We start from the raw sequence: 26,971 nt of genomic DNA on the forward strand, positions 1-26,971 counted from the left end.
GCAGTCGGTGATTAAGCTATTAAGCGCCCGGTTCATCGAGCACGAATCGATCTACTCGCAACCGCCCCCGGACCCGCGTCGGCAGAATCAGCCCGGACCGGTGGCGCCGCCGTACAGCGGGTGGGCCGGTACATCGGTGCCGGCGGCCTACGGCGGCGGGCCGCCCAGCGGTCCCCCGCCCGGCCCGCCCGCCCCGCCGCGGCAGGGTGGTCCCGGCGAACCCCGTCGGCGGACCCCCGGCGCCGTCCTCGTCACCAGGATCGTCGCCGTCGCGCTGGCCGCCATCGTGCTGATCGGCTGCGGTGTCGGCTGGGCACTGACCGGCAGGTTGCAGTCGAACAGCGGGACGTCCGACGCCGCCGGCAACGCCGGCAACGGCGGGGTGATCTCCGAGGAGGGCATGACGTTCCTCCTCGTCGGCTCGGACGCCAGGACCGACGCCGACGGCAACCCGCTCAGCGCTGAGGAACTGCGTCAGGTCGGCACCGAGGACGACGGCGGCGGCATCAACACCGACACGATCATGCTGGTGCACATCCCGCAGGGCGGCGGCAAGGCGACCGCTGTCTCGCTGCCGCGGGACACCTGGATCGGCCCGGCGGTGATGGACAAGGTCGTCGGGCCGTACGCCGACGGCACCGAGGGCGCCTACAACCCCAACAAGATCAACTCCTTCTACTCGACCGCCAAGGCCTACACCGAGGAGAAGCTCGTCAACCAGGGCGTCAGCGACCGCGCGCAGATCGAGCGGGAGTCCAACGAGGCCGGCCGGACGATGCTGATCCGGGTGGTCCAGGCCTTCACCGGGATGAAGATCGACCACTACGCCGAGGTCAACCTGCTGGGCTTCTACCTGCTGTCCAACGCCATCGGCGGAGTCCCGGTGTGCCTGAACGCCGCCGTCAACGACCCGTGGTCGGGGGCGAACTTCGCCGCCGGCCAGCAGGAGGTCCAGGGCACCGCTGCGTTGGCCTTCGTCCGCCAGCGGCACGGCCTGCCGCAGGGCGACCTGGACCGGGTGCGGCGTCAGCAGGCCTTCCTGGCCGGTGCCGCCGACAAGATCCTGTCGGTGGGAACGCTGACCAACCCGTCCACGCTCAACGATCTGGTCGGGGCCATCGACCGGTCGGTGATCTTCGACAAGGGGTTCTCGGTGCTCAGCTTCGCCGAGCAGCTCACCAACCTGTCGTCGGGCAACATCAACTTCGAGACGCTGCCGACCACCGGTCCGGAGACCTCGACGAATGCCGATGCGCTGGCCACCGATCCGGAGCAGGTCAAGGCCTTCTTCGCCGCGATCGCCGGCGGTTCCGGGGCGTCGGCGCCGGGCACGACGGCGCCGGCCACCACGGTCGATCCGGCCTCGATCACGGTTGACGTGCAGGACGGCACCGTGGCAGACGGAGTGACCGCCCGCGCCGCGGACATCATCAACAGCGCCGGTTTCGCCCTCGGCTCGCTGGGTGTCGTCGCCGGGACGTCGTCCGGCAACGAGACCCAGACGACGGAGGTGCGCTACCCCGCCGATGCGCTGGGTGCGGCGCAGCAGGTCAAGAAGGCCTTCGGCGTGGGGACGCTGGTACCCGACGACGCCATCGACAGCGGGCACGTGCTGGTGGTGGTGGGCAAGGATCTGGACGTCCCGTCCGGGTTGCGGGCGCCCGGCGCAGCGCTGGCTCCGGCCGCCGCTCAGGCTCCGGCCGCCGCTCTGGCTCAGGCCGGCGCTGCTGTGGCCCCGGCCGGTGTGGGTGTCGCCGCGCAGGCGCCGGATGTGCAGCAGTCGTCGACCGTCGCTGCGTGCGTGAACTGATGACGACTCCATCCCCGGCCGGCGGGATCACCGCGGCCGTGCTCGGTCCGCTGCTGGCCGGAGACCCGCATCGGCCGCGGCTGATCTGGCACGGCGCCGGTCGCACCGAGCTGTCCACGGCGACGTTGGCGAACTGGTCGGCCAAGACGGCCGGCTTCCTGATCGACGAGCTCGGCGCTCACCCGAGCGACACCGTCGTCTGGCGGGTGCGGCGCTCCTGGCAGGGCGTGCCGTTGCTGCTCGGTTCGTGGTGGGCGGGCATGGTCGTCACCGACCTGTACGACCGGGCCGCCGAGTCGGAAGCCGCAGCGGCGTTCATCGACGAGGACGACGAGTCCGGCGCCGACGAGGTGATCGTCGCGTCGTCGCACCCGTTCGGGGTGGGCAAGGGCGCACTGCCGGAGTTCTACCGGCACGTCTCGGACGCGATCCTGCCCCAGGCCGACCGCTTCATCCCGCACCGGCCGGGCGCCGACGCCGATTCCGTCGCGGTTGTGACGAACGACGGCAGCGTCACCATCACGGAGTTGCTCGACCGCACCGCCCGGGCCGCGGAGGCGATCGGGCCGGCGGGGCGGGTGCTGAGCACCGTCGACCTCACGCTCCCGGACCGGGTGTGCAGTGCACTGCTGGGAGCGCTGGCAGCGGACGGCTCGCTGATCCAGGTCACCCACGAGGCCGCCGCGGATGCAGACGCGCTGGCCCGGATCGCCGCCGACGAGGGTGCCACCGTCACCTTCGGGGTTGACGTGGCCGGACTCCCCCGGCTGGGCTGATCCCCGCTGGGATCGTTCCTGCTGGGCTCAGTCCTGCTGGGCTGATTCCCCCGGGGCGCCCCCGCGCTCTGCCCGGCCAGCGCCCAGTGCCACTCCAGCAGGGAAAATCCGCCGCCAGGACGCGGTTTGCCCTGCACAAACGTCACTCGACCGCGTCACTCGGCCGCCGCCACTCGAGCGCGTCACTCGAGCCGTTCTACCGCGGCCACTCGAACGCCGGGACGCCACAGACGGCCGAGGCGTCAGCGCAGCAGGGAGCGCGCCATCACGAGCCGCTGGACCTGGTTGGTGCCCTCGTAGATCTGGGTGATCTTCGCGTCGCGCATCATGCGCTCCACCGGGAAGTCGCGGGTGTAGCCGGCGCCGCCCAGCAGCTGCACGGCATCGACGGTCACCTTCATCGCGACATCGGACGCCTGGCACTTGGCGGCGGCGGACAGGAAGGTCTTGTTCGCGTCACCGCGCTCGGTGGCGGCGGCCGCCTGGTAGACCAGCGTGCGCGCACCCTCGATCGCCATCGCCATGTCGGCGATCATGAACTGCAGGCCCTGGAATTCGGCGAGCTTCTTGCCGAACTGCTTGCGCTCCTTGACGTATGACACCGCGACGTCGAGCGCGCCCTGCGCGATACCGACCGCCTGCGCGCCGATCGTCGGTCGGGTGTGGTCCAGTGTCGCCATCGCGGTGCGGAATCCGGTTCCCGGTTCGCCGATGATGCGGTTGCCGGGGATCCGGCAGTTCTCGAAGTGGATCTCCCGGGTCGGTGACCCCTTGATGCCGAGCTTGCGTTCCTTAGTGCCCACCACGAAGCCCGGGTCGTCGGCATGGACGACGAAGGCGGAGATCCCGTCGGCGGGCCGCCGCGCTGCCGGGTCGGTGACGGCCATGACGGTGTACCACTTGGACACTCCGCCGTTCGTGATCCAGCTCTTGGAACCGTTCAGCACAAACTCGTCGCCGTCTGCGACCGCTTTGGTGCGCATCGCGGCGGCGTCCGAACCGGCCTCCCGCTCGGACAGTGCGTAGGAAATCATCGCCTCGCCGGACGCCACCGACGGCAGCACGAGCCGCTTGAGCTCGTCGGACCCGGACAGGATGATCGGCATCGACCCCAGCTTGTTCACGGCGGGAATCAGCGACGACGACGCGCAGACCCGCGCAACCTCTTCGATGACGATCACCGTGGCGACGGCATCCGCGCCCGCCCCGTCGTACTGCTCGGAGATGTGCACGGCCTGGAACCCGGAGGCGTTCAACGCCTTCAGCGCTTCCACCGGGAATCGCTCGTTCTCGTCGACATCGGCTGCGTGCGGGGCGATCTCGGCCTCGGCGATCTCCCTGATCGCCTCCCGTACCGCCTGGTGGTCTTCGGTGAGGGTGAACAGGTTGGTCGTCACGGCAGATCCTTTGAAGCTCGGGCGGGCGCGGTCCGCGGTGGTGGAACGTGCGATACAGGGGGCTGCGTCGCACTGTGCCGTCGAGCACAGGCGGTCCGGTCAAGCCCGTGCAGTGATGCGACAGCGGGTGATGCAACAGCGGGTGATGCAACAGCGGGTGATGCAACTGCGGTGTGCACGAGCGGGTGATGCCTGTGCGGTGATGCAACTCGACGCCGCCCGGCGTCAGCGCCCGCCGGACACCGGGCGAGTGTTACCCGCGAGTAACAAGTTGATCGTAGCCCCGACCGCAACAGAACGGCCGCCCCGGACGGGCCGGTGTGCAGACCCGGCTGATGGCCGGTTCGCTCGAGAGGGGCCGGCGTGCACACCGCGGCTAATGGCCGGTTCGCTCCCGGAGGCCGTCGTGCTTGGCCAGCACGGCGGCCTGCAGGTCGCCGGCGAAATCGGTCAATTGCCGAGTCAGTTTCTGCCCCAGCGCATCCGGTGAACTGGCCAATACCCGCACGGCCAGCAGACCGGCGTTCCGGGCGCCGCCGATCGACACGCAGGCGACCGGGATCCCGGCCGGCATCTGCACGATCGACAGCAATGAATCCATTCCGTCGAGGGTGGCCAACGGAACAGGCACGCCGATCACCGGCAGCACCGTCGCCGATGCGACCATCCCCGGCAAGTGCGCGGCGCCGCCGGCTCCGGCGATGATCACCCGCAGACCGCGAACGGCGGCCGACGCCGCGTAATCCAGCATCCGTTGCGGCGTCCGGTGCGCCGACACCACACCGACCTCGTACCGAACGCCGAACTCGTCCAGCAGGCCGCCCGCCGCCGACATCACCGGCCAGTCGGAATCGGAACCCATGATCAGACCGACGACCGGAGATTCGCCTCCGGCCGGCGCTGAACCTTGTGACGTCACGGCGAGGACTCTCCCACGACCGCCGGCTCGGCAACGCCACCCGCGCCAACACCACCCGCGCCAACACCATCCGAGTCGACGCTGTCCACACCGGCGTTGTTCACGCCCGAACGATCGTCACCCTGATCGGTGTCCCGCCCGGGACCGCCGGGCAGGTCGGCATCCGCGACCAGCACCTCGACGCGGTCCGGCTCACCGTGGATGGAGTAGCCGTCCTGCCACCTCCCGTCACCCAACCAGGCCGCCGCGAGCCGGGCCTTGCGGCGCAGTTCGCCCAGATCCGAGCCGATGACGTTGACGTGGCCCAGCTTGCGACCCGGCCGGAAGGCCTTGCCGTACAGGTGCACCTTGACCTCAGGGAACCGGGCGGCCAGATGGTGGACCCGCTCGTCCATCCCCATCGCCGGTCGACTGTCCGCCGAGGGATCCCCGGTGGGCGGGTCGATCGACGAGCCTCCCAGCACGTTTCCCATCACGGTGAACGGCGCGATCTTGTCGGTGCGGCCCAGTGGGTAGTCCAGAACGGCCCGCAGATGCTGTTCGAACTGGCTGGTCACCGATCCGTCCATCGTCCAGTGACCGGAATTGTGCGGGCGCATGGCAAGTTCGTTGACCATCAGGCCGTCCGGCGCCGACGGGGTGGGTGCCACCTGGAACAGCTCGACCGCCAGCACACCGACCACTCCCAGGTCGGCGGCGATCCGCAGCGCCAGTCCGGTCGCCGCGGCGGCGGTGTCGTCGTCCAAGCCCGCCGCGGGAGCGATCACCTCGACGCAGATCCCCTGCTGCTGAACCGTTTCCACCACCGGCCAGGCAGCTGCCTGGCCGAACGGCGAGCGGGCGATCACTGCCGCCAGTTCCCGCTGGAGCGGCACGAACGCCTCCAGCAGCAGGGTGCCGGTGGTGGGCAACGACTCGCCGGCGATGCTCTCCGCGGAGTCGACGACCCAGACGCCCCGGCCGTCGTACCCGCCGCGGGCGGTTTTCACGACCACCGGCCAGCCCTGGTCCGCGCCGAAGGCGGTGACGGCATCGCGGACTGCGTCGGCCGATCCGTCCGGCTCCACCACGACAAAAGCGGGAACCGGGATGCCGAGTTCGGCCAGCTTCGCGCGCATCAGGGCCTTGTCCTGCGCGTACTGGAGCGCGTCCGCCCCCGGGTACACCGCATGACCATCGGCCGCGAGCGCCCGGATGTGCTCGCCGGGCACGTGTTCGTGATCGAAGGTGACGACGTCGCAGTCCTGGGCGAACGCCCGCAGGGCTTCGAGGTCGGTGTGCTCGCCGAGCATCACGTCCGGGGTGACCAACGCAGCGCAGTCGTCCGCCGAGACCGACAGCACGCGCAACGACTGGCCGAGCGGGATCGCCGCCTGATGCGTCATCCGCGCCAGTTGCCCGCCGCCCACCATTCCGACTCTGGGCATTCCAGTCCGCGGGTCCACGACGACGAATGGTAATCGGCCCGCGGCGCCGGTCGATCCGCCCGGCGGCTCAGCCCGCGGCGCCGGTCGATCCGCTTGGCGGCCGGGCGGGTGGTCAGCGGGTCAGCAGCAGATGAGTGGCCGCTGGGTAGCGGGGGCAGCCGAGTGGTCGCAGAAGGTCCTCCGAGCGCCGGTTTGGCGCCGCGGTGATCATTCCGGTCCGCGGGCCGGAAAACCGGCCCACTCGGTGCGGAACGATCACCGCGGCGGCTACAGGCGCCCATCCCCGACGCCTGATCACCCTCCCCGGGTTCTCCCCACGGCGTCCCCTCTTACGCCGTGGGTAGTCCTGTCAGTGCGGCGCTGCCCTGAGTGCCGCGCGCCGCGTCATCGGCCTAGCTCCTGGATCAACGCCACCCCGGGCGACTGGGCATCCGGCAGGCTCTCGATCCAGACCCGCGGCACCGGGCCGAGGAACGGTTCGGTCTTGGCCAGCCGATCGCCGATCATCCCGGCCAGCAGTTGCGACTTGCGGGCGAGCATCGGCTCCCGCTCGGTCAGCACGACCGCCATGTGGTCGGCCAGCCGCGCGAGGGTCTGCTCACCGTCGAAAACCGTCCGCATCGCATCGCCGGCGAGCAGCAACGGGGTCACCCTGTCCCAGCCGATCCGGCCGGTCAGGTCGACGCTCACCACGACGAGCGCGTGGCTGGTGGAGACGGAGGTGCCGGCGACGTCGGCGCCGCGGTAGACCTCGCCGAGCCGGATTCTGAGGTAATCCATGGAAACGAGCCCGGTCAGCGGGTCGAACACCGAGGGTGTCGGCGCCATCATCCGATCGGCCCAACCGAGCGAGGTCGCACGCTGCAGCACATCCGCAGCGGCGCCCTGCATCACCAGGATCAGGCCGTCGATATCCGCCAAGGTCTCGCCGAGCGAGATGCCCGCGGAGGCCCGCGCCGCGCCCAGTCGCTCGGCGGCCGGCCACAGGAACTCACCGCGGACGCAGGCGTCGCACAGTGCCTCGACCGCCGGGTCGAACCAGTCGGAGGCGAAGCTCCAGCCCGCACTGCTCGACTGTTCGAACCACCTGCGCTGCAGATCAGGGCTGGTCATCGGGGTTGTGCTCGGGATGAAGTCCATCGCCGGGAGCCTCCCCCTTCTACTGGTCGGACAGTGCAAGAACGTCTCTCGAACGCAGCACGGGCGAGGCCACCGGCGCGTTCTGTAGATGAGACGTCGCTCTTCCGTGTCCATCACGCGGTTGTCCAAAAGAAATTCTCCGACTTTGCGTGACGGCGGTCCGCCCGTCGGAGGTGGGCACCCACCATTAGGCCGTTCAGGGCATAGCGGCGAAGACTGTGGGACCAGGTGGGGGCCTGAAGGCCGGGTTGTGGTCCACAATGACCGGGCGACGTTCTGTGACGACGACGCGGCGATGTCGGCATGACGGAGGTTCACACCGCGGGCGGCCGAACAACAGTGTCGTCAGCGGCGGAACTGCAGCAACCGGGGTGGCGTGACGGCGCGGGGGCCGTGTCGTCAACCAAGGGGCAGAGCAGTGCAGTTGACGGCACCACCGGCGCCTGAACCAGCGAGACGACGCAGCGACACGGAACCAGGCAAGTTCAGGAAGAACCGACAGGGGAGAGTGCAGTGCCGGATCAGGACGCTGACGAGTACGTCGTCAGCGACCCCGAACTGATCACCCGGGTCCGCACCGGGGACAGGGAGGCGTTCGGCGAGCTGTACCGCCGGCACTCGGGTCCGGCCACTGTGTTGTCCCGCCAGTTCGCCCGCTCCCCCTCCGAGTCCGACGACCTGGTGTCCGAGTCGTTCGCCCGGGTGCTCGACAATCTGCTGGCCGGCAAGGGCCCCGACACCGCGTTCCGGGCGTACCTGTTCACCACCATCCGCAACACCGCGTACGACAAGACGCGCAAGGACAAGCGGCTCCACTTCACCGACGACATGAGCACGCATGACGTCGCCGTCCTGGGAGCCGACCCGGTGTTGGCCAGGATGGAGAACGGGCTGGTGGCCACGGCGTTCGCCCAGTTGCCGGAGCGCTGGCAGGCGGTGCTCTGGCACACCCAGGTGGAGGGCGAATCACCGGCGACGGTCGGCGCGATGCTGGGGATGGCGCCGGGCGCGGTGTCGTCGTTGGCGTTCCGGGCACGGGAGGGACTCCGCGAGGCCTACCTCCAGGCTCACCTGGCCGAGACGGCGGCCGATCGGTGCCGGTCCACTGTGGAGCGGCTCGGCGCCTGGACCCGCGGTGGCCTGTCGAAGCGCGAGAAGGCCCAGGTGGACGCGCATCTCGAGGAGTGCGATCGCTGCCGGGCGCTCGGCGTCGAGCTCAACGAGGTCAACCACGGGCTGCGCGGACTGCTCGCGCCGCTGCTGCTGGGCGGAGCCGCGGCCGGCTATGTCGCCACTCTGGGCCCGGTCGCCCCGCTGGCCGCGCCCGGTGCGCTGCTGGCCGGCGGCGCCGGCTCGGTGGCAACCGCCAGCGGGGCGGCGGGCGGAACCTCGGTCGCCGGTACCGGCGCGGGAGCAGGGGCCGGAGCGGCAGCAGGGACTGGTGTCGCGGGGAGTGTCGGTTCGGTCGGCGCGGGGGCAGGAGCGGCCGGGGCCGGAGCAGCGGGAGCGGCCGGAGGCGGCACAGCGGTCGGTGCGGGCGCCGCAGGAACAGCGGGAGCCGCCGCCGCCAGTGGCGTCGCGGCGTCTGCTGCGGGCACGACTGCCGCCGGCGCTGCCGCGGCAGCGGCTGCCGCGGGCGCAACGACCGTCGGGATGTCCGCGGTCGCGCACGCATCGGGGACCGGGACTGCCACCGGAACCGGAGCCGGCATCGCTGCCGGAACCGGCGGGGCAGCAGGAACCGGAAGCGTCGCCGGCGGTGCCGTCGGCGTCGGCGCGGGAGCGGGCGGAGCGGGTGCGGCAGGCGCCGGCGTGGCCGGCGCAGGTGCGGCCGGGGCCGGGGCGACTGCGGCCGGGGCAACAGCAGTCGGAGCAACAGCAGTCGGAGCAACAGCAGTCGGAGCAACGGCAGCCACCGGCGCGGCCGCGGTCGGCGGTGCGGCCGCGGTCGGCGGTGCGGCGGCGGTCGGCGGTGCGGCGGCGGCGGCCGGTGGAGCAGCAGCGGTCGGCGGCGCGGCCGCAGTAGGAGGCGCGGCCGCACTGGGCGGTGTCGCAGCCGTGGGAGGCGCGGCCGCGTTGGGCGGCGCGGCCGCAGTCGGCGGTATCTCGGGTGTGCTGGCAGGCGTCAGCGTCGGCGGACTGGTGGCGGCAGGGGCCGCTGTGGTCGTCGCCGGCGTCACCGCCGTCGCCCTGATTGCGAACTCGCCCACGAACACCACCGACACGGCGGCGGGCACCAGCGAGTCCAGCGTCACGGAATCGAGCGCAGCGGGGACGACCGGCGGCACTCCCGCCGGCGAGTTCCAGCTCCCCCCGACTCAGGGCGGAACGATCTTCATCCCAGGCGGCGACGTCCTGACGAACGCGCCGTCGGAGACGAGCCAGGCGGGCATCGTCGAGAACCTGCTGACCACCGCCGTCCCGACTCTGGCCGCCCAGACGACCGCCGACCTGATCGCACCCGTCCTGACCACCGAGCCGCCTGTCCCCGAGGTTCCGGTTCCGCCCGTGGAGATTGCGCCGCTCACCGAGGCGCCGATCGAACCGCCGGCGCCCCCCAGCACCGAGTCGTTACCCGCGCCGACCACTGATCTGCCGATCGTTCTGCCGACCGACCCACCGGTGGTTCCCAGCTCGGATACGCCGGTCGAGCCGACCACCCCGGAACCGACCACGCAGGAGCCGACCACTCCGGAACCGACCACGCAGGAGCCGACCACCCCGGAACCGACCACGCAGGAGCCGACCACCCCGGAACCGACCACGCAGGAGCCGACCACCCCGGAACCGCCGCCGCCTCCCAACCTCTCGCTCTCGGAGCTGACCGCTTCCCCGTTGACCGCCGGCGAGGTGGGATCAGCGACGGTGACGATCGCGAACACCGGTGGTCAGCCGTCCGATCCGCAGACGATCGACCTCCGGCCGCCGGCCGGTGTGCAGGTCACCGACGCGAACGTCACGCTTCAGTCGCCGGGTCTGCGTCGCGCGACCGCCGGGCTGCTCCGGGCCGGCTCGGTGGCCTGCGCAGAAGGTCTCTGCACCGTCGGGCTTCCGGCCGTTCCGACCGGCGGCACGGTCACAGTGACACTCACCATCAGCGTGCCGGTCACGGGCAGCAACGGAGACCTCGTCATCACCGTGGGTGGTCAGGACAGGACACTGGCGCTCGCTGTGCCGGCTGCTCCCGCGGACGTCCGGATCGCCGGTCCCAACCGCTCGGCTGCGACGGCCGGTGGTGCGGGCGGGTTCGTGGTGACCGTACGCAACGTCGGCGGAACAGCGGCCACCGCCCAGGATGTGCGGGTCGCGACGCCCGAGGGCGTCACCGTCACGGGGATCGAGGCCGAGGGTTGGCCGGCCTGTGCGGCCGTCGCGGACTGCACCCTGGAGAGCGTCGATCCGGGCGACAGCTTCCGGATGACCGTCAGGGTGGCCGTGGCGTTCGACGCCGTCGAGGTGCCCGACGGCGTCACCGTTGCCGTCGGCGGCAGTTCGTTGTCGTTCACGCTCCCGATCAAGCAACCCATCACGGCATTCACCACGGCGAGCGGGCCACTGGTCGCGGACGGCAGCAGCCAACAGTTGTCCCTCGGCGCCACCACCATCGCAGAGGTGAGCGGTGCGGAGATCACCTTCACCGCAGAACCGGGCACGGTGACGCTCGCCGGCGACGGCTGCTCCGGCGGCGGGCAAACACTGACCTGCACGCTGGACGACAGTCCGATCCCGCTGATCGTGTTGGTCCCGTCCGGACTCCGGTCCGGTGACCTGCCGGTGACGGCGACGGATTCCGTGGGGCGGGAGATCCCCGTCCGGGGCTCCGGCGGCGCCGTTCGGATCGTCCAGCCGGCCAAGGTCACGGTGTCCGAGCTCACCGTCGCCGACCCGCTCGTCGCCGGCGGGCAGGGCCGGCTGACGGCCTCGGTCACCAATTCCGGCGGAGTGGATGCCCGGGACCAAACCGTGGACATCGGCCTGCCGCGCGGGGTCGGCGTCGAACGCGTGCTGGCCGGCGGCACCCAGATCTGCGGTCCAGGCAGCTGCTCCCTCGACGTGGTGCCGGCCGGAAAGACCGTGCCCCTGGAGATCCTCGTTCGGGTATCTCCGACGGCCGACCCCGGAACCGCCCGGCTAGAGGTCGGCGGATCCGCCGATGCGCTGGCTGTTGCCATCGATGCCGGGGTGGACGCCCTGCTGGGATCATCAGCCGGTCCGTTGATCGCCGACGGCGAGCCCAGGCAGGTCACGTTCCGCCAGCGGACCGTGAACGGTGACCCGGACCCGGGGACGCTGACGCTGACGGCCGGCGGGGACGTCACCTTCGGTGCAGGAGGCGACTGCGCACCCTCCGGACCGCAGGTCATCACGTGCGAGGGTCGCACCTTCACCGTGCCCGTCATCGTGGGCGTCGGTCAGGCCGCGGGTCAGCTTCCGGTGACCGTCGCCGACTACTACCAGAACAACGTCCCCCTCGTCGGCGCCGCTGAGGGCGATCTGACGGTGCAGACCCGACCGGCGCGGCTGCAATTCTCCGAGGTCGACAACGTGGACCCGGTCCCGGCCGCCGGCAGCGGAGCCGTCCGCTTCTCCGTTCGCAACACCGGCGGAACCGCCTCGGCCGCACAGGATCTCGCCGTCGTACCGTCGGCCGGACTCACGGTCGCCGCTGTCGCCGTGGCCGGGTCATCGCCCTGCGCCGGGAACGGCAGCTGCCCGTTACCGGAGATCCCGCCGGCCGGCTCGCTCGATGTGGAGATCCAGTTCGCCGTCTCGCCCACCGCAGGACCGGGCCCGCTGACCATCGCGATCAGCGCGGGCGACGCCGAACTCACCGCCACCATCGGGGTCCGCAGCGGCATCGCATCGGTCAGCGCGCAGTACTCCGCGGCCCTCGTCCCCGGCGCAACCACCACCGTTCCGGTGACCGTCGGACCGGTGGACGGGGTGACGGATACCGGGCCGATCGCCATCACCGCGCCCGACGGCGGGCTCAGCTTCGAGTCGACCGCGGGCTGCTCCCCGGCACCGGCCGGAGCCGTGTGCACCGGGTCGTCGTTCGACCTGGCGATTGCGGTGCCCCTGGATCAGCGCCCCGGTGCAATCAGGTTGACCGCCGCCGACGTCGGAGGGCGCACCGTCGACGTGACGGGCCCGTCCGGCAAGCCCCTGCAGGTGGCAGCCCGTCGCCTGGTGCTCTCAGAGATCGACGTGCAGCAGCCGTACGGGAGCCCCACGGTGCTGCGGGTGGCGGTGCACAACCCGGCACCGGTCGCGTCCGCGGACATGCCGATCGATGTCACGGTGAGCGCCGGGGTCCGGCTGCTCGGCGTCAGGTCGACCGGGCAGGACCGTTGCTCGCCCCTGCTGACCACGTGCTGGCTCGCAGCCGTGCCCGCCGGTGGGTCGACGACCGTCGACCTCCTGCTGGGCGCCCGCCGCGACACCCAGGCGACCGTCGACGTCACGATCGACGACAGCACCCGGTCCGTGACCTACGAAGCCCGCGGGGACCACCGGCCGGACGCGGTCCCGGCAACGGATTCGACCACGGAACCGGCCGCTCCCGCCCCGGATCCACTCCCGGACGCGGTGCTGCCAACGGACCTGATCGAGCCCGCGATTCCTGCCGATGACGGGCTGCCGGCCGATGAAGCGCCCGCCGGCGACACCCCGCCCGGCACCGTTCCGGACACCACCGACCCCGACACCTCCGTGCTGGCGGGATCGCCGGACGAGGCGACGCCGACCACCACCCCCGGCAACCAGTCGGCGGACGTCACGAGCGACGACCCGGGTGCCCCGGCAGAGGGCGCCGGCACGACGGACCCGTCGGTGGCCGACACGAGCCCGGCCACGACCGGCACGACGGACACGACCGGTCCGGTCGAGCCGACACCGACAGAGCCCACGTTGACGGACGTCCCGACGGCGGACGTCCCGACGACAGAAGCCCCGCCGACCGATCCCGAAGCCGGAACGCCGACCGATCCGGCCAGCACCGACAGCGAGAGCACGACAACAGCACCGGAGCCGTCTGCAAACGAGGGCGACGTCGCCGGGACGGTCGAGTCTCCGAGCCCGACACCGACCGAGGACAGCCCGACCGCGGACAGCCCGACCGCGGACAGCCCGACCGAACCGAGCTCGACCGAGCCGACGTCAACCGAAACCACGCCGGCAACCGAAACCACGCCGGCGGCCGAGCCGGCCGTGGCCGATCTCGTGCTGTCCGAACCGTGGGTCACCCAGAGCCTGGTGCCGGGTGGCGACTCCGGTGAGATCCGGTTCACGGTGTTCAACGCGGGTGATGGGTCCTCGCCGGAACAGCCGCTGACCCCGGTGCTGCCGTCGGGCGTCACCGTGCTCGAGTTCCGCGTGGACGGCGAGCCCGGCGGGCAGCCGGTGTCCCAGCTGCCGCCGATCGCACCGGGCAGTGCGGTCACGGTGGTGCTCACCCTTGCGGTCGAGAGTGACGCCGTTGCCGGCCCGGCGACGCTGTCGCTGGACGGCCGGGACCAGTTCTGGACCGTGCCGGTCGAGGCACTGCCGGCCCCGACCCGTTCCACCGGCTGAGCGTCGACCGGACCACGACGCGCGCCGCACCGCCGGGTTGCTCGGCGGAGAGTATTGCCACGGTGAACGACGTGTTACGCCGACAGCGGGCAACGCGCCCCTAGAATCGATCAGGTGAGTCTGATCGACACCGTCCGCCGGTACCTGCCGGTCAAGTACCGCGAGCTGGCCAAGTTCCTCGTGGTCGGCGGCACGGCCTATGTGGTCGACGTCGGGCTGTTCACGGTGCTGTCGCACACCGTGCTGTCGAACAAGGTCATCACCGCGAAGGCGATCTCCGTCATCATCGCGACGATCCTGAGCTACATCCTCAACCGCGAATGGTCCTTCAGCCGGCGCGGCGGTCGCGAGAAGCACCACGAAGCCATGCTGTTCTTCCTGGTCAACGGCATCGCGATGGCCCTGAACCTGGTGCCGCTGGCGCTGTCCCAGTACGTCTTCGGCTTCAACACCACCAACTACTCCTCGCTGACGGTCTCGATCACGAACTTCATCTCGGCGAACGTCATCGGAACGATCCTGGGGATGGCGTTCCGCTTCTGGGCGTACCGCAAGTGGGTGTTCCCGGAGGAACTCGCCGAGCATCCCGGTCTGCTGGACGAGGCCGAGGTGCTGGCGGAGATGCATGTGGAGGCAGAGAGGCGGCAGCACGCCGAAGCCGGCGGCACGCACCCGCAGTCGACACCCCCGGTGCCCGCGGCCGGGCCGGAAGGTCCGAACACGATCGCCTCGAGACCGGTCGTCTCACAGCCTGTTCATTCCCAGCCTGTGATCTCACAGCCTGTGATCTCACAGCCCGTCGGCTCACAGGCGGTCGAAGCGCAGGCGACAGCCGAGCTACCGACCAACCGCCGGAGCGCCTGACCGCGACGTGTCGTTCGGTGCGCCGTCCCCCGCGCCTGTTGCGCCGTCCCCCGCGCCTGGTGCGCCGTCCCCCGCGCCTGGTGCGCCGTCCCCCGGCCCTGGTGCGCCGTCCCCCGTTCCCGGAGCGCCGTCCCCCGTTTCCGGTACGGTTCCTGAGCCCGTGCCGGTGGTCCCCGGTGAGGCCGTCGCAGCATCGGTCCCGGCAGGCGCCGCCGGGCGCTGACCGACCGCGAGGAAGATCGCGAAGATCGGTGGGGCGGCCCTGCGCAGCTCGAGCCGGCCGCCGTCCGCTTCGATGAAGGCCCTGGCAAGGCCCAGACCGATGCCCGTGGACGACGCCGTCGAGACCCCGCGGTCGAAGACGTGTGCGACGAGCGCCTCCGGAATGCCGTCGCCCTCGTCGCTCACCTCCAGCACCACCATTGCGCCGGTCCCCCGAGCCGTCGACCGCACGGTGATCCCCACGGCGCCGGCGCCGTGCAGCAGGGAGTTCTCGACGAGCACACCGATGGCCTCGCGCAGCCGACCCGGCGTCGCGTGCACGACGACGTCCCGTGGGCAGCGCACCGCGAGCGTCCGGTTCGCCGCCGCGAGGCGCGGCCCCCACTCGGCGTCGATCTCGGCCAGCTCGTCGAACAGCATCACCTCGCCGGCCCCCGCCGCACGCTCCGAACGGGCGTTCGCCAGCAAGTCGTCGACGACGGCCACCAGCCGGTCGGTCTGCTCGAGGGCCTCGCCGACCTCCTCGACGACCAACGGGTCCGGGTGTTCGGCAAGCTCCTCCAGGCGCAGCCGCAGACCCGTCAGCCGGGTCCTGAGCTGGTGCGAGATGTCGCCGGCCAGGTCGCGTTCGCGGGAGATCAACGCGGCGATGTCCTGGGCCGACGAGTCGAGCACGTCGGCCACCCGGTCCAGCTCCGGGACGCCGTAGCGGCGTCGGAACGTCCGGAAATCTCCCGAACCGAGCCGCGCCGCGCGCCTGGCGACGTCGGTGAGCGGGGTGACCAGCCGCCCCGCGGTCAGCACTGCGACTCCGGTGCCGACCACCACCGACAGCAACACCGCGAGCGCGACCAGCGCCAACGCCGTCCACTGCTCACCGCGCAGGTACGTCTCGGGCACCGACAGCCGCAGCGATCCCCCACCCGCCATCGCCAACTGCTCGCTGTAGACCTCGTCGGTCTGCAGCGTGCCGATGGATTGATCGATCCGGCCGGTCATCCTGATCTCCAGCCGGCCACCTTCCGGGACGGCCGCCGCGAGCTGCCCCAGGTCGACCTCGGAGGAGCCCGACTGGTTGGCGATGGACGCGGCGATGGACTGCAACCTGCTCGAGAGCTCGCGGTGCGACAGGTCGTCCACCACCCGCCAGGAGACGATCGAGAGCGGCACCCCCAGGGTCAGCACCGTCGCGGCGATCACCAGCAGGATGGAGACCAGCACGCGCCTGCGCATCCCGGGACCTCAGTCCGTTTCGAAGCGGAAGCCGATGCCGCGCACGGTGGAGATGCGCTGCTCAGCGAGATGCGCCGAACCGCCGGATCCCGGCTCCTGACCGGAGAGCTTCCGGCGCAGCCAGGACATGTGCATGTCGAGCGTCTTCGACGTCTTCATCGAGGGGTCGTTCCACACCTCGGAGAGGATCTCTTCGCGGGTCACCACCTGCCCGGCACGGCTCATCATGACCCGGAGCAGTTCGTACTCCTTGTTCGACAGCGTGACCTCGACGCCGTCGACCTCCACCCGCCGCGAACCGGTCTCCACCCGAACGCCGCCGATGTCCATCAGGGCCGGGATCCGCCGCCGCTGCAGGGCCCGCACCCTGGCCAGCAATTCGGCCATCCGGAACGGCTTGGCGACATAGTCGTCGGCGCCCGCGTCGAGCCCGACGACGAAGTCCGCCTCATCGGTTCTGGCGGTCAACATCAGGACGGGCACATCCCGGCCCGACGATCTGATCCGGCGGCACACCTCGAGCCCGTCGAGGTCCGGCAGACCGAGGTCGAGGATCACCAGGGTGATGTCGCTGCCCGAGCCGCTGAAGGCGGCGATGGCGGCGGCGCCGGTCTGGACGGGCTGAACCCGGTAGCCCTCGCGGTGCAACGCCCGCGCCAGGGGGTGCGCGATCGCCGGATCGTCCTCGACCAGCAGCACCATCGTCACCCGGACCACCTTACGGGCGGAGCCGACGCCGAGAGGTCAGCACCCGCAACGGGGACTGACTACAGAAACGGGGTATACAGTCACGTTCAGTAACCTTCGGTTCAAGACAGGATGTGGATCATGAAGAGATCGGTCCGGAGATCGATGGTCGTCCTGCTGGCCATGATCGCCCTCCTGGCGACGTCCACACCGGCCAGCGCGGGTACCTTCACCGACGGATATTTCTTCGGTCCCAAGTACCATTTCGGTGACGTGAACAAGGGCTTCATCTTCAACGACATCGGCGTCGAACTCCGCTACGACGACACGACCTTCAAATACAATGGCGCGAGCGGCTTCGGATCCATTGAAAGGGGAACCAAAGCGGTTCGCGTACAAATTGATTTCGTCAGACTCGGTCGAGTTTCCGGCGGCGTCCTGGCCGAGAATTTGCGGGCCGTCAATTCAGGGACAGGCACGACCGCAATTTCGTCGACAGTGAAATACACGCCGGTGACGAATTCAGGGTGCGCACAACCCACCCGTCTGTGGACGCGCGTCGGGTATTCGGTTCGATGGTCGGACGGCAAATTGAGTAAATGGACCGAACTCGGCCCACCGAGCGACACGCTTGTCTGCACAGGCTGACCGCACCGACCGCTCCATCCCGGGCTCCCTGCCCGTTCCACGACCATCCTCTTTACCTGGCGGGAGGGTGACCGGAAACACCCGACTGCCGGCTGGCGATCGCATCGGCGGGGAGCGCCGCCCGGCACGGTATCCGGCCGACCCCTGTCATGGCCGGACTGGGGTCCGGAAAGAACCGGTTCCTCCGCGCCGATCCGCGGGCAAGGAATGCGGCGACCGAACCCGAACCGACCCGACCGCAGTTCGGTCGGCGCGGCGGCCCAACAGGGTCCGGGCACGCAAAAGCCGGCAGGCCGTGGCCTGCCGGCTGTCGCGACAGCTCAGTCCCAGTCGCTGTTCTCGTCGATCGGGATGACGTCCCGGTGCACGGTCAGCGCCCAGATCAGGTATCCGTCGAGCGCGATCGTCACAACGCTCAGGACGGGGTAGTAGGGCATCCAGAACACATTCAGTAGGGCACTGACTGCCAGAACGGCAACACCGATTGCCCGCGCCCAAACAGAACCGGTAAATAGCAGGGCACCGGTGGCCACGATGATGACGGCGCCGACCAGATGAATCCAGCCCCAGGTCGCCACATCAAGGTGCACGATCCAGCCCTGGCCGGCATTGAAAATGGAGTCCGAGAACAGGGCACTGAAACCCTGGATTGCGTGAAACAATCCGATGACGATCATGGCCACCCCGGCGGCCGTCATGCCTACGGCGGCATTTGGGCTGACCGTTGCATTGCTGCGATGGGCATCGGCGAACTGACCGTGATCAGTCCGTTGATCGGTACTCATGGGGAACCGTCCTTCTGTGGGTGGACCACCCTTGAGAGCAATCATCCTCTCCGGCCGCGCAAATGCCACATCCAGTTCGTATGACTTTCCCGGAACCCGGAACGTCATCCGCGCGGCCGGAAATGATGACGGTGAGGCTGCCCTCACCCGTGCACCACCGACAGTCGCACGTCCGAGAGAAAACGTCAGACACGATTTCCGGGCCCATGCCGTCATAACATTGAAGGCGAAAATCGTCGTTCTACCGTGTGGAATGAAAGAAATGAATTCATCGGATATCGATCCAGATGCCACGCACGGAACCGCCCGCGGCGCCATGGACCCCGGACATCATCGATCGCGAAAGGGGCCGGACGTCCCAGTGCAATGGTGTCGCCGGCCCTCGCAATGACAGGCAGCGGGGGTCGCGCGTCAGCCGTCAAGGAGATTCAGATCAGGTTCAACTCACGCGCGCGATCCACTGCGTCACGGCGGGTCCGCACATCGAGTTTGCGGTAGATCGCTTGTTGATGACTCTTCACGGTGTTGACCGTCACGTAGAGATCGGATGCGATTTCTGCGGCCTTGAACATTGTCGGCAAGTACCGCAGGACGGCCAATTCGCGCTCGATCAGAGCTTCGACCGAAGGGCGCGGAGGCGCGCCGACGGCTGGGTCACCCGTGATGCGGTGCAGCAGTCCCGCCGTGAAGCCGAGATGGTCGGCGACCACATGCCGGTGCCGGGCGAGCAGACCTGTCACCCGCGAGCCGGCGATCAGGAAGGGTCGCACGACGCCGGCCTCCTGCGCGAGATCGACCGCCTCGACGATGGCCGCCATTGCAGCGGTGTCCCGGTGCAGGCTGTCCGCTGCCAGGGCGGACAGCAACGCCGCTTCGGCCCGCAAGACGCGGAACGGTGGGGCGGACCGGCGTACCGGTTCGAGCAGGTCGAGCACCGGACCGGGTTCGTTCCGGGCCAGCCGGGCGCGGGCGAGAACCAGGCGTTCGAGCACGTCGGCGTAACCCGCGGCCCCACGAGGGGTGCCGATCCGACCCAACGCGGTGCCGGGATCACCGTGCAGCACGTCGATGTCCGCTCGCGCCACGGCGCACCAGCGGGCGAGCAGACCGGGCAAGGCGCCCACCTCGTGTTCCGCGACAGCCAATCGGTAGGCGGCGGCCCGGCCCGCTTCCGGGTTCTGCAGAACGACGGCCAGCCCGACATCGGCGATGGCCAGCGTCAGCCGGCAGGGCGCGTCCCAGTTGTCGTGGCCGACTGCCAGCCCGGCATCCAACTGCCGTGCGGCCGCGTCCAGGTCGCCCCACTCCAGGTGGGTCAGGGCAAGGGCGGCGTGCGCACCGAGAGCCTGCGGCTCCGACGACCAGCCGCGCCGGGACGCCGTCTCCAGTGCCCCGGTGGCCCCGCTGAATGCCGTGGACAGTCGACCGTGAATGACGTCGAGGAGCGCGAAACAGCCCTGGGCGTTGAGCTCCACCAGACTCAGCCCCAGCTGGTGGGTCCTGCTGCCAACGGTGGACAGCGTCGCCTCGGCGGCCCCAAGTTCGCCGTCCCACATCAGGCCGACCGCCAGGTTGTTCATCCCGATGGCCTGGTAACTCTCCAGCGCGGGCAGTTGTTGCCGGGGAATCGCGTCCAGGAGTTCCAGCAGCCGCCGCGCATTGACCGTGGCGGTGGCGGGGTTGCGGCCTCTGGAGTAGGCCACCCGGATACAACTGATCAGGACGTCGATCCGCAGACGATCCGCTTCCGGAACGTGCTCGGTGAGCTTCGAGGCGTCCTCGGCGTCCCTGATCATGGGTTCGTACTCGCGGCGCTGGAAGTGGCAGACGGCGGAGGCCAGCAGTGTGCTCGCCCGCGGGTCGGTCGCCGCCCGTGCAGCTGCCGGCGCGAGCGCCGCGGTCAGCGCGGGCGCGTCGGCGGAGAGGACGTGCGGCAGGGCGAGACCCGCGAGCAGCCGCGCCACCTCGTCCCAGGCCTGCGCATCGCTCGCCTGCCGGATCGCCGCGATCGCCTCACCCTGCTCGGCGAACCAGTGGGCCGCGCGAAGCCGCAGTTCCGCGACGACCTTCGGCCCGCCGAGGCTCAGCCGGTGCAGCAGCAGCTCCCGCAGGAGCGGGTGCACGCTGAACCAGTCGCTTCGTCCGGCGAGCCCGACCACCAGAGCATTCTGTTCCGCCAACCGCTCCAGGACCGATTGCGCGTCGTCGCGGCCGGTCAACTCGTTGGCAAGGCCGGCACTCAACCGCTCGGCGACACTGGTCGCGATCAGGAACTCCCGGTCCTGCTCCGGCAGCCAGTCCGTGACCTCCTCGACCAGATACTCGGCGACCAGCCGGTCGCTGCCGGTGAAACTGGCCAGCGAGCCGTCGACGTCCTCTTTGTCCAGGCACATGATGGCCAGCCGCAGGCCGGCGGCCCAGCCCTGGGTGCGGGCCAGCAGACCGTCCAGCTGCTCGCCGGTGAGCTCGACGGCGTTCGCGGCGAACAGTTCGGCGGTCTCAGCGGGCGTGAAGGCAAGGTCGGCCGCGCGGATATCGGTGACATCACCGTTCACCCGATGCCGGTGCAGCCGCAGCGCCGGATCGGACCTGGCGGCGATCACGACATGGAGCTGAGGCGGCTGCCGATCCAGCAGATGCCCGAACGACTCGAGTACGCCCTGATCCCGGATCTGCTGGAAGTCGTCGAGAACCAGGATGACGTCGTGCGGCAGGTCTGCCAGTCCGGCCCTGACCAGGAGTGCCTCCCCGGCGCCGAAGCCGGCACCGGGCGCGACGTCGCGCAAAGCACTGTCCGCGGGCAGGGCATCACTGATCACCAGGGCACCGAGCAGGTCTGACCAGAAGGCCTGCTGGTCGTTGTCGGTGTCGTCGAGCGTGAGCCAGGCGACCGTGGCGGCCGAACCCTGCACATCGGCGGAGCGCACCCAGGATGCGAGGGTGAGCGTCTTGCCGTACCCCGCGCCCGCGCTGATCAGCGTGACCGGTCCCCGCACGCCCGCTGCGAGGCGGGCTTCCAACCGGGGGCGCCGGACGAATCCGCGCGGCACCACCGGCGGGCCCGCTCGCAGGCGCAGCTGGCTGATGAACCTGTCACGCACCGACATTCTCCCTGCGGGTATCCGATCCGGGTGAACCGTTCGGCTAACGCACGTCCGTCTCCCCAGCCTGCCCGCCAATCCGACCCATCGTTAAGGGCTTAGGTCCCTATCCCGGCGACCGCGCGACGGGGATGGAACGCCCGTCCATACGGAACGAATGATTCGCAGCGGTCCGTGCCATGGCATCGTCGGTGGCCGAAGACGAGGACGAACAGGCCGGGTCGGAGCGTCGAACATGACAGAGCTGCACATCGAGGTCCGGGTGACCGGGCCGGTCGCCGACAGCGTGCTGGTCGAGCTGGGTGACCTGCGCGTGGTCAGCGAGCGGGTGGAGACCGTGCTCCGCGGACCGGTTCCGGACCAGGCCGCCCTGGTGGGCATGATCAACCGGCTGCAGATCTGGGGGGTGGAGCTCAAGAGCTTCCGGCAACTCGTCCCGGACGTGTTCACCCCCGACGCCGGCGTCCCCAGCGGTGACGCCCCGAGAGCGGTCACCCCACCCGACGGCCGGCCGGCGTCCCGGAAGGGACTGCCCGGCGCAGCTGATCCGCGTCATGCCTGATTACGAGATCGAGATCGACGGCGCCATCGGTCCGGTCGTCCAATCGTGCCTGCCAGGGTTCCGGGCGGTCGCCGTGCCGGTCGTCACCGTGCTTGCCGGCACCGTCGCAGATCAGGCCGACGTCGCAGCGCTGCTGCAGAAGCTGGCCACGATGGGACTCGCCCCGATCGACGTGCAGATCACCTCGTCGGAGCCCACACCGGTCTGACGCTCAGACCGGTGTGACCCCGTGCCGGCGACGGGAGAACGTGCGGTCCTTACCTGCGGCGGCCGTCAGTCGCGCGATGAGCTCCGACCGCAACCGCTCCGGCTCCACGATGGCGTCGACCACCAGTTCCGCGGCCAGGTGGACGAGATCGATGTCGCGCTCGTACTCGTCCCGGCGCGCCCGGACGAAGGCGGCTCGCTCCTCCGGGTCCTCGATGGCGGCGATCTTGTTCGCGTACACGGCGTTGACTGCGGGCTCAGCACCCATCACGGCGATCTTCGCCGTCGGGAGTGCCAGCGTGGCGTCCGGCTCGAACCCGGGGCCGGCCATCGCGTACAGGCCGGCGCCATAGGCCTTCCGCACCACCACGCAGATCTTCGGGACCGTGGCCTCGGAGATCGCGGTGATCATCTTGGCGCCGTGCCGGATGATCCCCTGGCGCTCCACGACAGCGCCCACCATGAAGCCGGGCACGTCGGCCAGGAAGATCAGCGGGATGTTGAATGCGTCGCAGAGCTGGACGAAATGCGTTGCCTTGTCGGCGGAGTCGACGAACAGGACGCCGCCCCGGAACATCGAGTTGTTACCGACGACGCCGACCACCCGACCGTTCAGGCGGCCCAGGCAGACCAGCACCTCCCGCGCCCAGCCGGGATGGATCTCGAAGATCGACCCCTCGTCGAGCAGCGCCCTGGCGTACCGGCGCATGTCGAAGGCCTGCCGCTCGGACGCCGGGACGAGCGCGCGCAGGTCGCCCTTGCCGCGCGGGCCGGGGTCCGCGACGGGCGGGTCCTGCGTCCAGTTGTCCGGGAAGTACGACAGGTGACGCTTCACCGCATCGATGGCCGCGGCGTCACTGTCCACCAGCAGGTGCCCGACGCCGGACACCGTGGTGTGCATCTTCGCCCCACCCATCTCCTCCAGGGTGGTCTTCTCGCCGGTCACCATCTCGACCATCCGGTCACTGCCGAGGTACATCGAGGCGTTGCCGTCCACCATCACGACGATGTCGCAGAACGCCGGGATGTAGGCGCCACCGGCGGCCGATGGTCCGAACAGCGCGCAGACCTGGGGGATCGAACCCGAGGCGCGGACCTGGGTATGGAAGATCTTTCCAGCGCCGCGCCGGCCCGGGAAGAGTTCGACCTGATCGGTGATCCTGGCCCCGGCCGAGTCGACCAGGTAGACCATCGGGACACCCGTCGCGTACGCGCGCTCGATGATCCTGATGATCTTCTCGACCGTGCGCGCCCCCCACGATCCGGCCTTCACCGTGGAGTCGTTCGCCATCAGGCACACCCGCCGGCCGGCCACCGTGGCCAGGCCGGTGACCACACCGTCAGCGGGCAGGCCGTCGGCGAGCGCGTTCGCGTACAGCGCGTCCTCGACGAACGAGCCGTCGTCCACCAGCAGGTCGATGCGGTCGCGGGCGAACAGCTTGCCCTTGGCCGCGTTCGCCGCGTGATACTTCGCAGCGCCGCCCGCCCGGATCTGTTCCGCGAGCGCGCTGCCTTCGCCGACCCCCGACTGGCCGGTCAAGACTGCTGCGCCGGACGGCCCTCGCCCTGGGCGGTGCCCTGCGGTGGTTGATACGCCTGTGGTGGCTGGTACCCCTGCGGTGCGTAGGGCTGGCCCGGGTACTGCTGCGTCGGGGTCTGCTCCTGGCTGGAGTACTGGGTCGGGTGCTGCTGGCTGTACTGCTGCGCGGGCGGACCCTGGTAGTCACCCTGCGGGTACCCCTGCGAGGGCGGGCCGGCCTGGTAGCTCGGACCGCCGTGGTGGGTGCGTTCACGCTCGTCGCGGATCAGCTGGTTCAGCTGTGCCTGGACCTTGGAGAGCGACGCCACATTGCGAAACTTCAACGGCTGATCCGCCGACGATTCGACGATCAGCGAGCCGTACCCCATCAGCCGGCCCCAGAACGTCACCTCGGTCTCCATGTTCGCGATCTGGCCGAGCGGGATCTGGTGCTCCCGCCGGGACAACAGGCCGGTCCGGAAGAACACGTGATGGTTGGTGATGACGAAGTGCTCGGTGCGCCAACGGACGAACGGCACCACGACGAGGATGACCAGGGCGACGACGGCCACCGCCACGATCGCCCAGTAGACCCATGTCGCGTTCTCCATGTCGCGGCTGTTGATCCAGGCCCCCAGGGCAGCGCCGGCGCCGATGATGACGATGAACAGGATCGTCGGAAGGATCAGCACCTTCCAATGCGGCCGCTTGTTCACGATGACCCGCTCGCCGGTCACCAGCAGGTTGTCGGGGTAGGCCATGACGCCCCTCCTTCGCATCGAGCCGGCAGGCCCGGCCTTGCGGCGCTGCGTGCGCCGGATTTGTCGATCACGCTACCTCCGCAGCCGCCGATCGGACGGATCAACCCTAATCGGGCATCGGGATCCAGAGCCGTGTCGTGCCCGGCCGCGTCGAGCTCATCCGACCGAGCGGTCCGCCGGGCTCGTGGGGCTGCTCCCGGTCCGGCTACCCGGCCGCCGGCCGCCGGCCGAAGATCGCGGAGCCGACCCGCACGATCGTTGCCCCCTCGGCGATCGCTGCCGCGAAATCGCCGCTCATTCCCATCGAGAGCTCCATCGCCGCAGCCGCTCCCGGCACTCCGTCGGCCATGGCCGAGTCCCGCAGCCGCGCGAGCAGCCGGTAGCCGGCACGGACGGCGCCCAGATCGTCCGAGTTCAGCCCGATGGTCATGTACCCGCGGACCGTCAGGCGTGGGCAGGTGGCAACGGCGGCCAGCAGGTCCACGGCGGCCTCCGGTGGGACGCCGCTCTTGGACTGCTCGCCGGAGACGTTGACCTGGATCAGGACGTCCAGATCCCGGTCCCGGGCGTCCAACCGCTGGTCCAGCTTCCGCGCGAGTTCCGGGCTGTCCAGCGTCTCGAGACAGCTGATGTGGTCGAGCAGCTGGTTGATCTTGTTGGCCTGCAGATGACCGATGAAGTGCGTCTCGTGCGGGATCGAGGCGAGATCCGCGGCTTTACCGACGACCTCCTGCACCCTGTTCTCACCAATCAGGGTGAAGCCGGCGCGCAGCGCCGTGCTGATCCGATCGGCGGATTGTGTCTTCGTCGCGAGCAGCAGCCGCACCTCCGACGGCCCGCGCCCGGCCGCGACGGCGGCGTCGTCAATCTGCGAACGGACCCGGTGCAACCGCTCGAGCATGGGATCGCCGTCGGGCACCGTCATACTCCGACCCTAACCAGCCGCCCACCCGGCTCCGGCCAGCCGTCCACCCAGCTCCGGCCACCCGTCCACCCGGCTCCGGCCAGCCGTCCACCCGCGGGGTTCGGGCTGGGCGCCACGGTTCCGCCCCTCCACGTCCGACCGCGCTGCGATCCGCAGTTCCGCGCTCCCGCCGCGTCCAGTGACATGGCTGCAGGGAAAACTTCTGTCCCACCGGCGATTTTCCCTGCTGATATGGCAGTGGACCAACCTGGCGCGGCGGGCGGATCCGGGTGCCCTCCCGACCCGACTCGGTCGCCCAAAAAAGTCGCGACTTGTCCCCGTGGCGACCCGATGAGCCCCAGATACCACCGAAAGCGCTTCGGTTCCGGTCATAGGAGAATGGCAGGACCAGGCCCTCGAGTGCTGGGGGCCCTTCCCTCACCTCGTTGGTTCACTGAGTTAATGGCACGTGTCAGCGCGGCCCGGATCGAGTGAGGTGGATGGGATCGTGAAGGTGGACGAACACTCACCGGGTGACCCCGAAATGGCGACGGGCGAGGCGGTCCCGTTGGGTATACAGGTGCCAGAGAGGGCCGACGGCGATCACGAAGAGCTGACCGACAGTTTGATGGCACTGTCCCGGTTGTCGGCGGCCCGGTTGAGCCTCGAAGACCTGTTGACCCGGGTCGCGTCATACGCGGTGCACGCCATTCCGGGGGCGGACGGTGCCGGCTTGACGTTGCTCGAGCCCGATCGCGCGGACACCATCGTGAAAAGTGCTCCGTTCGTCCAGCAGGTCGACGACATCCAATACGGCATCAAAGAAGGTCCGTGCATCACCGCAGCGGAGACCGGCGAGGCGGTGCGCTCCGGGTCGTTGAGTGCCGACCCGCGGTGGCCCAGGTTCGGACCGCGGGTCGGCCGGCTCGGCGTGCACAGTGTGTTGTCACTGCCGCTGGTGACCGGGGACGAAGTCGTCGGCGCGATGAACGTGTACGCGCACGCCAGGGAGGCCTTCGACGACCGCGCCGAGAACATCGGCCGGCTGTTCTCCGTCCCGGCGGCGATTGCGGTGCAGAACGCGCAGATCCTTGCCCAAACCCAACGACTGGCCGCGAATCTGCAGCAGGCGCTGGTGAACCGCGCGGTCATCGATCAAGCCATCGGCATCATCATCAGCCGCACGGGTAGCACCCCCGACGGGGCGTTCAACAGGTTGAAGACGTTGAGCCAGAAGGAGCACATCAAGGTGGCCGAGGTCGCCGAGCGCATCGTGGAGGCCGCCGCCCGACGCGCCCGGGGCCGGGCAAGATCCGGCGACGCTTAGCAGATCAGGGCTCCCCGTCCTGTCTGCTCGTCCTGCCGACGGGATGCGAACAATCCCTCCCGGCACGCGGGAATGACCGTTCGACTGGGGGACGCGTTCGACTGGGCGC

At 69.9% G+C, this 26,971-nt stretch carries 19 protein-coding genes and 1 pseudogene; 9 read left to right on the forward strand and 11 right to left on the reverse strand.

Annotation, left to right across the window (positions count from 1 at the left end):
- Together ACVBEQ_RS14155 and ACVBEQ_RS14160 are read left to right on the forward strand one after the other, a co-directional pair.
- Positions 1 to 1,810: LCP family protein (locus ACVBEQ_RS14155; RefSeq protein WP_447153951.1), on the forward strand; the 1,810-nt coding region annotated here is incomplete at its 5' end.
- A complete protein-coding gene (locus ACVBEQ_RS14160; RefSeq protein ID WP_447153952.1) occupies positions 1,810 to 2,586 on the forward strand; it encodes a TIGR03089 family protein in 777 nt (258 codons plus the stop codon). The genes ACVBEQ_RS14155 and ACVBEQ_RS14160, both read left to right, overlap by 1 nt.
- Positions 2,587 to 2,828: 242 nt before the next feature.
- Here ACVBEQ_RS14160 and ACVBEQ_RS14165 read toward each other — a convergent pair whose 3' ends face one another.
- The 4 genes and pseudogenes from ACVBEQ_RS14165 to ACVBEQ_RS14180 all read right to left on the reverse strand — a co-directional run bounded on the left by ACVBEQ_RS14165 (position 2,829) and on the right by ACVBEQ_RS14180 (position 7,469).
- On the reverse strand, positions 2,829 to 3,983 hold the full coding sequence (locus tag ACVBEQ_RS14165; RefSeq protein WP_447153953.1) for an acyl-CoA dehydrogenase family protein: 1,155 nt from the start codon (positions 3,981 to 3,983) through the stop codon (positions 2,829 to 2,831).
- Between the two features lie 376 nt (positions 3,984 to 4,359).
- Positions 4,360 to 4,845 carry a 5-(carboxyamino)imidazole ribonucleotide mutase gene (gene purE, locus ACVBEQ_RS14170; protein WP_447153954.1) on the reverse strand — a complete coding sequence of 162 codons (486 nt, stop codon included), beginning with the start codon at positions 4,843 to 4,845 and terminating at the stop codon, positions 4,360 to 4,362.
- Positions 4,846 to 5,099: 254 nt separating this feature from the next.
- Positions 5,100 to 6,347: pseudogene (locus ACVBEQ_RS14175) on the reverse strand (5-(carboxyamino)imidazole ribonucleotide synthase); the annotation flags it as partial.
- Between the two features lie 366 nt (positions 6,348 to 6,713).
- The gene (locus tag ACVBEQ_RS14180) at positions 6,714 to 7,469 is read right to left on the reverse strand and encodes a hypothetical protein (protein ID WP_473163180.1); all 756 of its coding nucleotides are present in this window, start codon (positions 7,467 to 7,469) and stop codon (positions 6,714 to 6,716) included.
- 303 nt (positions 7,470 to 7,772) lie between these two features.
- On the opposite strand from ACVBEQ_RS14180, the gene ACVBEQ_RS14185 reads away from it, so the two are divergent.
- The 3 genes from ACVBEQ_RS14185 to ACVBEQ_RS14195 all read left to right on the forward strand — a co-directional run bounded on the left by ACVBEQ_RS14185 (position 7,773) and on the right by ACVBEQ_RS14195 (position 14,906).
- Positions 7,773 to 7,916 carry a hypothetical protein gene (locus ACVBEQ_RS14185; RefSeq protein ID WP_447153956.1) on the forward strand — a complete coding sequence of 48 codons (144 nt, stop codon included), beginning with the start codon at positions 7,773 to 7,775 and terminating at the stop codon, positions 7,914 to 7,916.
- Positions 7,917 to 7,982: 66 nt separating this feature from the next.
- Positions 7,983 to 14,042, forward strand: coding sequence for a sigma-70 family RNA polymerase sigma factor (locus tag ACVBEQ_RS14190; protein WP_447153957.1), 6,060 nt, complete (start codon positions 7,983 to 7,985; stop codon positions 14,040 to 14,042).
- Positions 14,043 to 14,156: 114 nt separating this feature from the next.
- Positions 14,157 to 14,906, forward strand: a complete 750-nt coding sequence (locus ACVBEQ_RS14195; protein ID WP_447153958.1) for a GtrA family protein — start codon at positions 14,157 to 14,159, stop codon at positions 14,904 to 14,906.
- On the opposite strand, the gene ACVBEQ_RS14200 is transcribed toward ACVBEQ_RS14195, so the two are convergent.
- Both ACVBEQ_RS14200 and ACVBEQ_RS14205 read right to left on the reverse strand, forming a co-directional pair.
- Positions 14,880 to 16,361 carry an ATP-binding protein gene (locus tag ACVBEQ_RS14200; protein WP_447153959.1) on the reverse strand — a complete coding sequence of 494 codons (1,482 nt, stop codon included), beginning with the start codon at positions 16,359 to 16,361 and terminating at the stop codon, positions 14,880 to 14,882. The genes ACVBEQ_RS14195 and ACVBEQ_RS14200 overlap by 27 nt on opposite strands.
- 9 nt (positions 16,362 to 16,370) lie before the next feature.
- Complete coding sequence (locus ACVBEQ_RS14205) at positions 16,371 to 17,069, reverse strand: response regulator transcription factor (RefSeq protein WP_447153960.1); 699 nt, start codon at positions 17,067 to 17,069, stop codon at positions 16,371 to 16,373.
- Between the two features lie 144 nt (positions 17,070 to 17,213).
- Here ACVBEQ_RS14205 and ACVBEQ_RS14210 point away from each other — a divergent pair, with 144 nt between their 5' ends.
- Positions 17,214 to 17,696 (forward strand): hypothetical protein, encoded by a 483-nt coding sequence (locus tag ACVBEQ_RS14210; protein WP_447153961.1) that lies wholly within the window; start codon positions 17,214 to 17,216, stop codon positions 17,694 to 17,696.
- A 320-nt stretch (positions 17,697 to 18,016) separates the two neighbouring features.
- On the opposite strand, the gene ACVBEQ_RS14215 is transcribed toward ACVBEQ_RS14210, so the two are convergent.
- Together ACVBEQ_RS14215 and ACVBEQ_RS14220 are read right to left on the reverse strand one after the other, a co-directional pair.
- Complete coding sequence (locus ACVBEQ_RS14215; RefSeq protein ID WP_447153962.1) at positions 18,017 to 18,589, reverse strand: DUF7144 family membrane protein; 573 nt, start codon at positions 18,587 to 18,589, stop codon at positions 18,017 to 18,019.
- A 320-nt stretch (positions 18,590 to 18,909) separates the two neighbouring features.
- Positions 18,910 to 21,582, reverse strand: a complete 2,673-nt coding sequence (locus tag ACVBEQ_RS14220) for a helix-turn-helix transcriptional regulator (protein WP_447153963.1) — start codon at positions 21,580 to 21,582, stop codon at positions 18,910 to 18,912.
- A gap of 235 nt (positions 21,583 to 21,817) precedes the next feature.
- On the opposite strand from ACVBEQ_RS14220, the gene ACVBEQ_RS14225 reads away from it, so the two are divergent.
- Positions 21,818 to 22,144, forward strand: coding sequence for a hypothetical protein (locus tag ACVBEQ_RS14225; protein ID WP_447153964.1), 327 nt, complete (start codon positions 21,818 to 21,820; stop codon positions 22,142 to 22,144).
- Complete coding sequence (locus ACVBEQ_RS14230; protein WP_447153965.1) at positions 22,137 to 22,352, forward strand: hypothetical protein; 216 nt, start codon at positions 22,137 to 22,139, stop codon at positions 22,350 to 22,352. Before ACVBEQ_RS14225 ends, ACVBEQ_RS14230 begins: the two co-directional genes overlap by 8 nt.
- Before the next feature lie 3 nt (positions 22,353 to 22,355).
- On the opposite strand, the gene ACVBEQ_RS14235 is transcribed toward ACVBEQ_RS14230, so the two are convergent.
- From ACVBEQ_RS14235 to ACVBEQ_RS14245, 3 genes are all read right to left on the reverse strand, one after another.
- Complete coding sequence (locus ACVBEQ_RS14235; protein WP_447153966.1) at positions 22,356 to 23,891, reverse strand: acyl-CoA carboxylase subunit beta; 1,536 nt, start codon at positions 23,889 to 23,891, stop codon at positions 22,356 to 22,358.
- Positions 23,888 to 24,631, reverse strand: a complete 744-nt coding sequence (locus ACVBEQ_RS14240; protein WP_447153967.1) for a PH domain-containing protein — start codon at positions 24,629 to 24,631, stop codon at positions 23,888 to 23,890. The genes ACVBEQ_RS14235 and ACVBEQ_RS14240 overlap by 4 nt, the downstream gene beginning before the upstream one ends.
- A 205-nt stretch (positions 24,632 to 24,836) precedes the next feature.
- A complete protein-coding gene (locus ACVBEQ_RS14245) occupies positions 24,837 to 25,556 on the reverse strand; it encodes a YggS family pyridoxal phosphate-dependent enzyme (RefSeq protein ID WP_447153968.1) in 720 nt (239 codons plus the stop codon).
- 487 nt (positions 25,557 to 26,043) lie between these two features.
- Between ACVBEQ_RS14245 and ACVBEQ_RS14250 the strand changes: the two genes are divergently transcribed.
- Positions 26,044 to 26,862 carry a GAF and ANTAR domain-containing protein gene (locus ACVBEQ_RS14250; RefSeq protein WP_447153969.1) on the forward strand — a complete coding sequence of 273 codons (819 nt, stop codon included), beginning with the start codon at positions 26,044 to 26,046 and terminating at the stop codon, positions 26,860 to 26,862.
- Positions 26,863 to 26,971 lie beyond the last annotated feature (109 nt).

It is taken from the genome of Nakamurella sp. GG22, from assembly GCF_052976845.2.

Excerpts from the sequence above, each read along its gene's own strand:
- ACVBEQ_RS14160 (WP_447153952.1), top strand. The coding sequence starts at position 1,810 with ATGACGACTCCATCCCCGGCCGGCGGGATCACCGCGGCCGTGCTCGGT.
- purE (WP_447153954.1), bottom strand. The coding sequence starts at position 4,845 with ATGGGTTCCGATTCCGACTGGCCGGTGATGTCGGCGGCGGGCGGCCTG.
- ACVBEQ_RS14180 (WP_473163180.1), bottom strand. The coding sequence starts at position 7,469 with ATGGACTTCATCCCGAGCACAACCCCGATGACCAGCCCTGATCTGCAG.
- ACVBEQ_RS14185 (WP_447153956.1), top strand. The coding sequence starts at position 7,773 with ATGACGGAGGTTCACACCGCGGGCGGCCGAACAACAGTGTCGTCAGCG.
- ACVBEQ_RS14200 (WP_447153959.1), bottom strand. The coding sequence starts at position 16,361 with ATGCGCAGGCGCGTGCTGGTCTCCATCCTGCTGGTGATCGCCGCGACG.
- ACVBEQ_RS14210 (WP_447153961.1), top strand. The coding sequence starts at position 17,214 with ATGGTCGTCCTGCTGGCCATGATCGCCCTCCTGGCGACGTCCACACCG.
- ACVBEQ_RS14215 (WP_447153962.1), bottom strand. The coding sequence starts at position 18,589 with ATGACGTTCCGGGTTCCGGGAAAGTCATACGAACTGGATGTGGCATTT.
- ACVBEQ_RS14225 (WP_447153964.1), top strand. The coding sequence starts at position 21,818 with ATGACAGAGCTGCACATCGAGGTCCGGGTGACCGGGCCGGTCGCCGAC.
- ACVBEQ_RS14230 (WP_447153965.1), top strand. The coding sequence starts at position 22,137 with ATGCCTGATTACGAGATCGAGATCGACGGCGCCATCGGTCCGGTCGTC.
- ACVBEQ_RS14240 (WP_447153967.1), bottom strand. The coding sequence starts at position 24,631 with ATGGCCTACCCCGACAACCTGCTGGTGACCGGCGAGCGGGTCATCGTG.
- ACVBEQ_RS14245 (WP_447153968.1), bottom strand. The coding sequence starts at position 25,556 with ATGACGGTGCCCGACGGCGATCCCATGCTCGAGCGGTTGCACCGGGTC.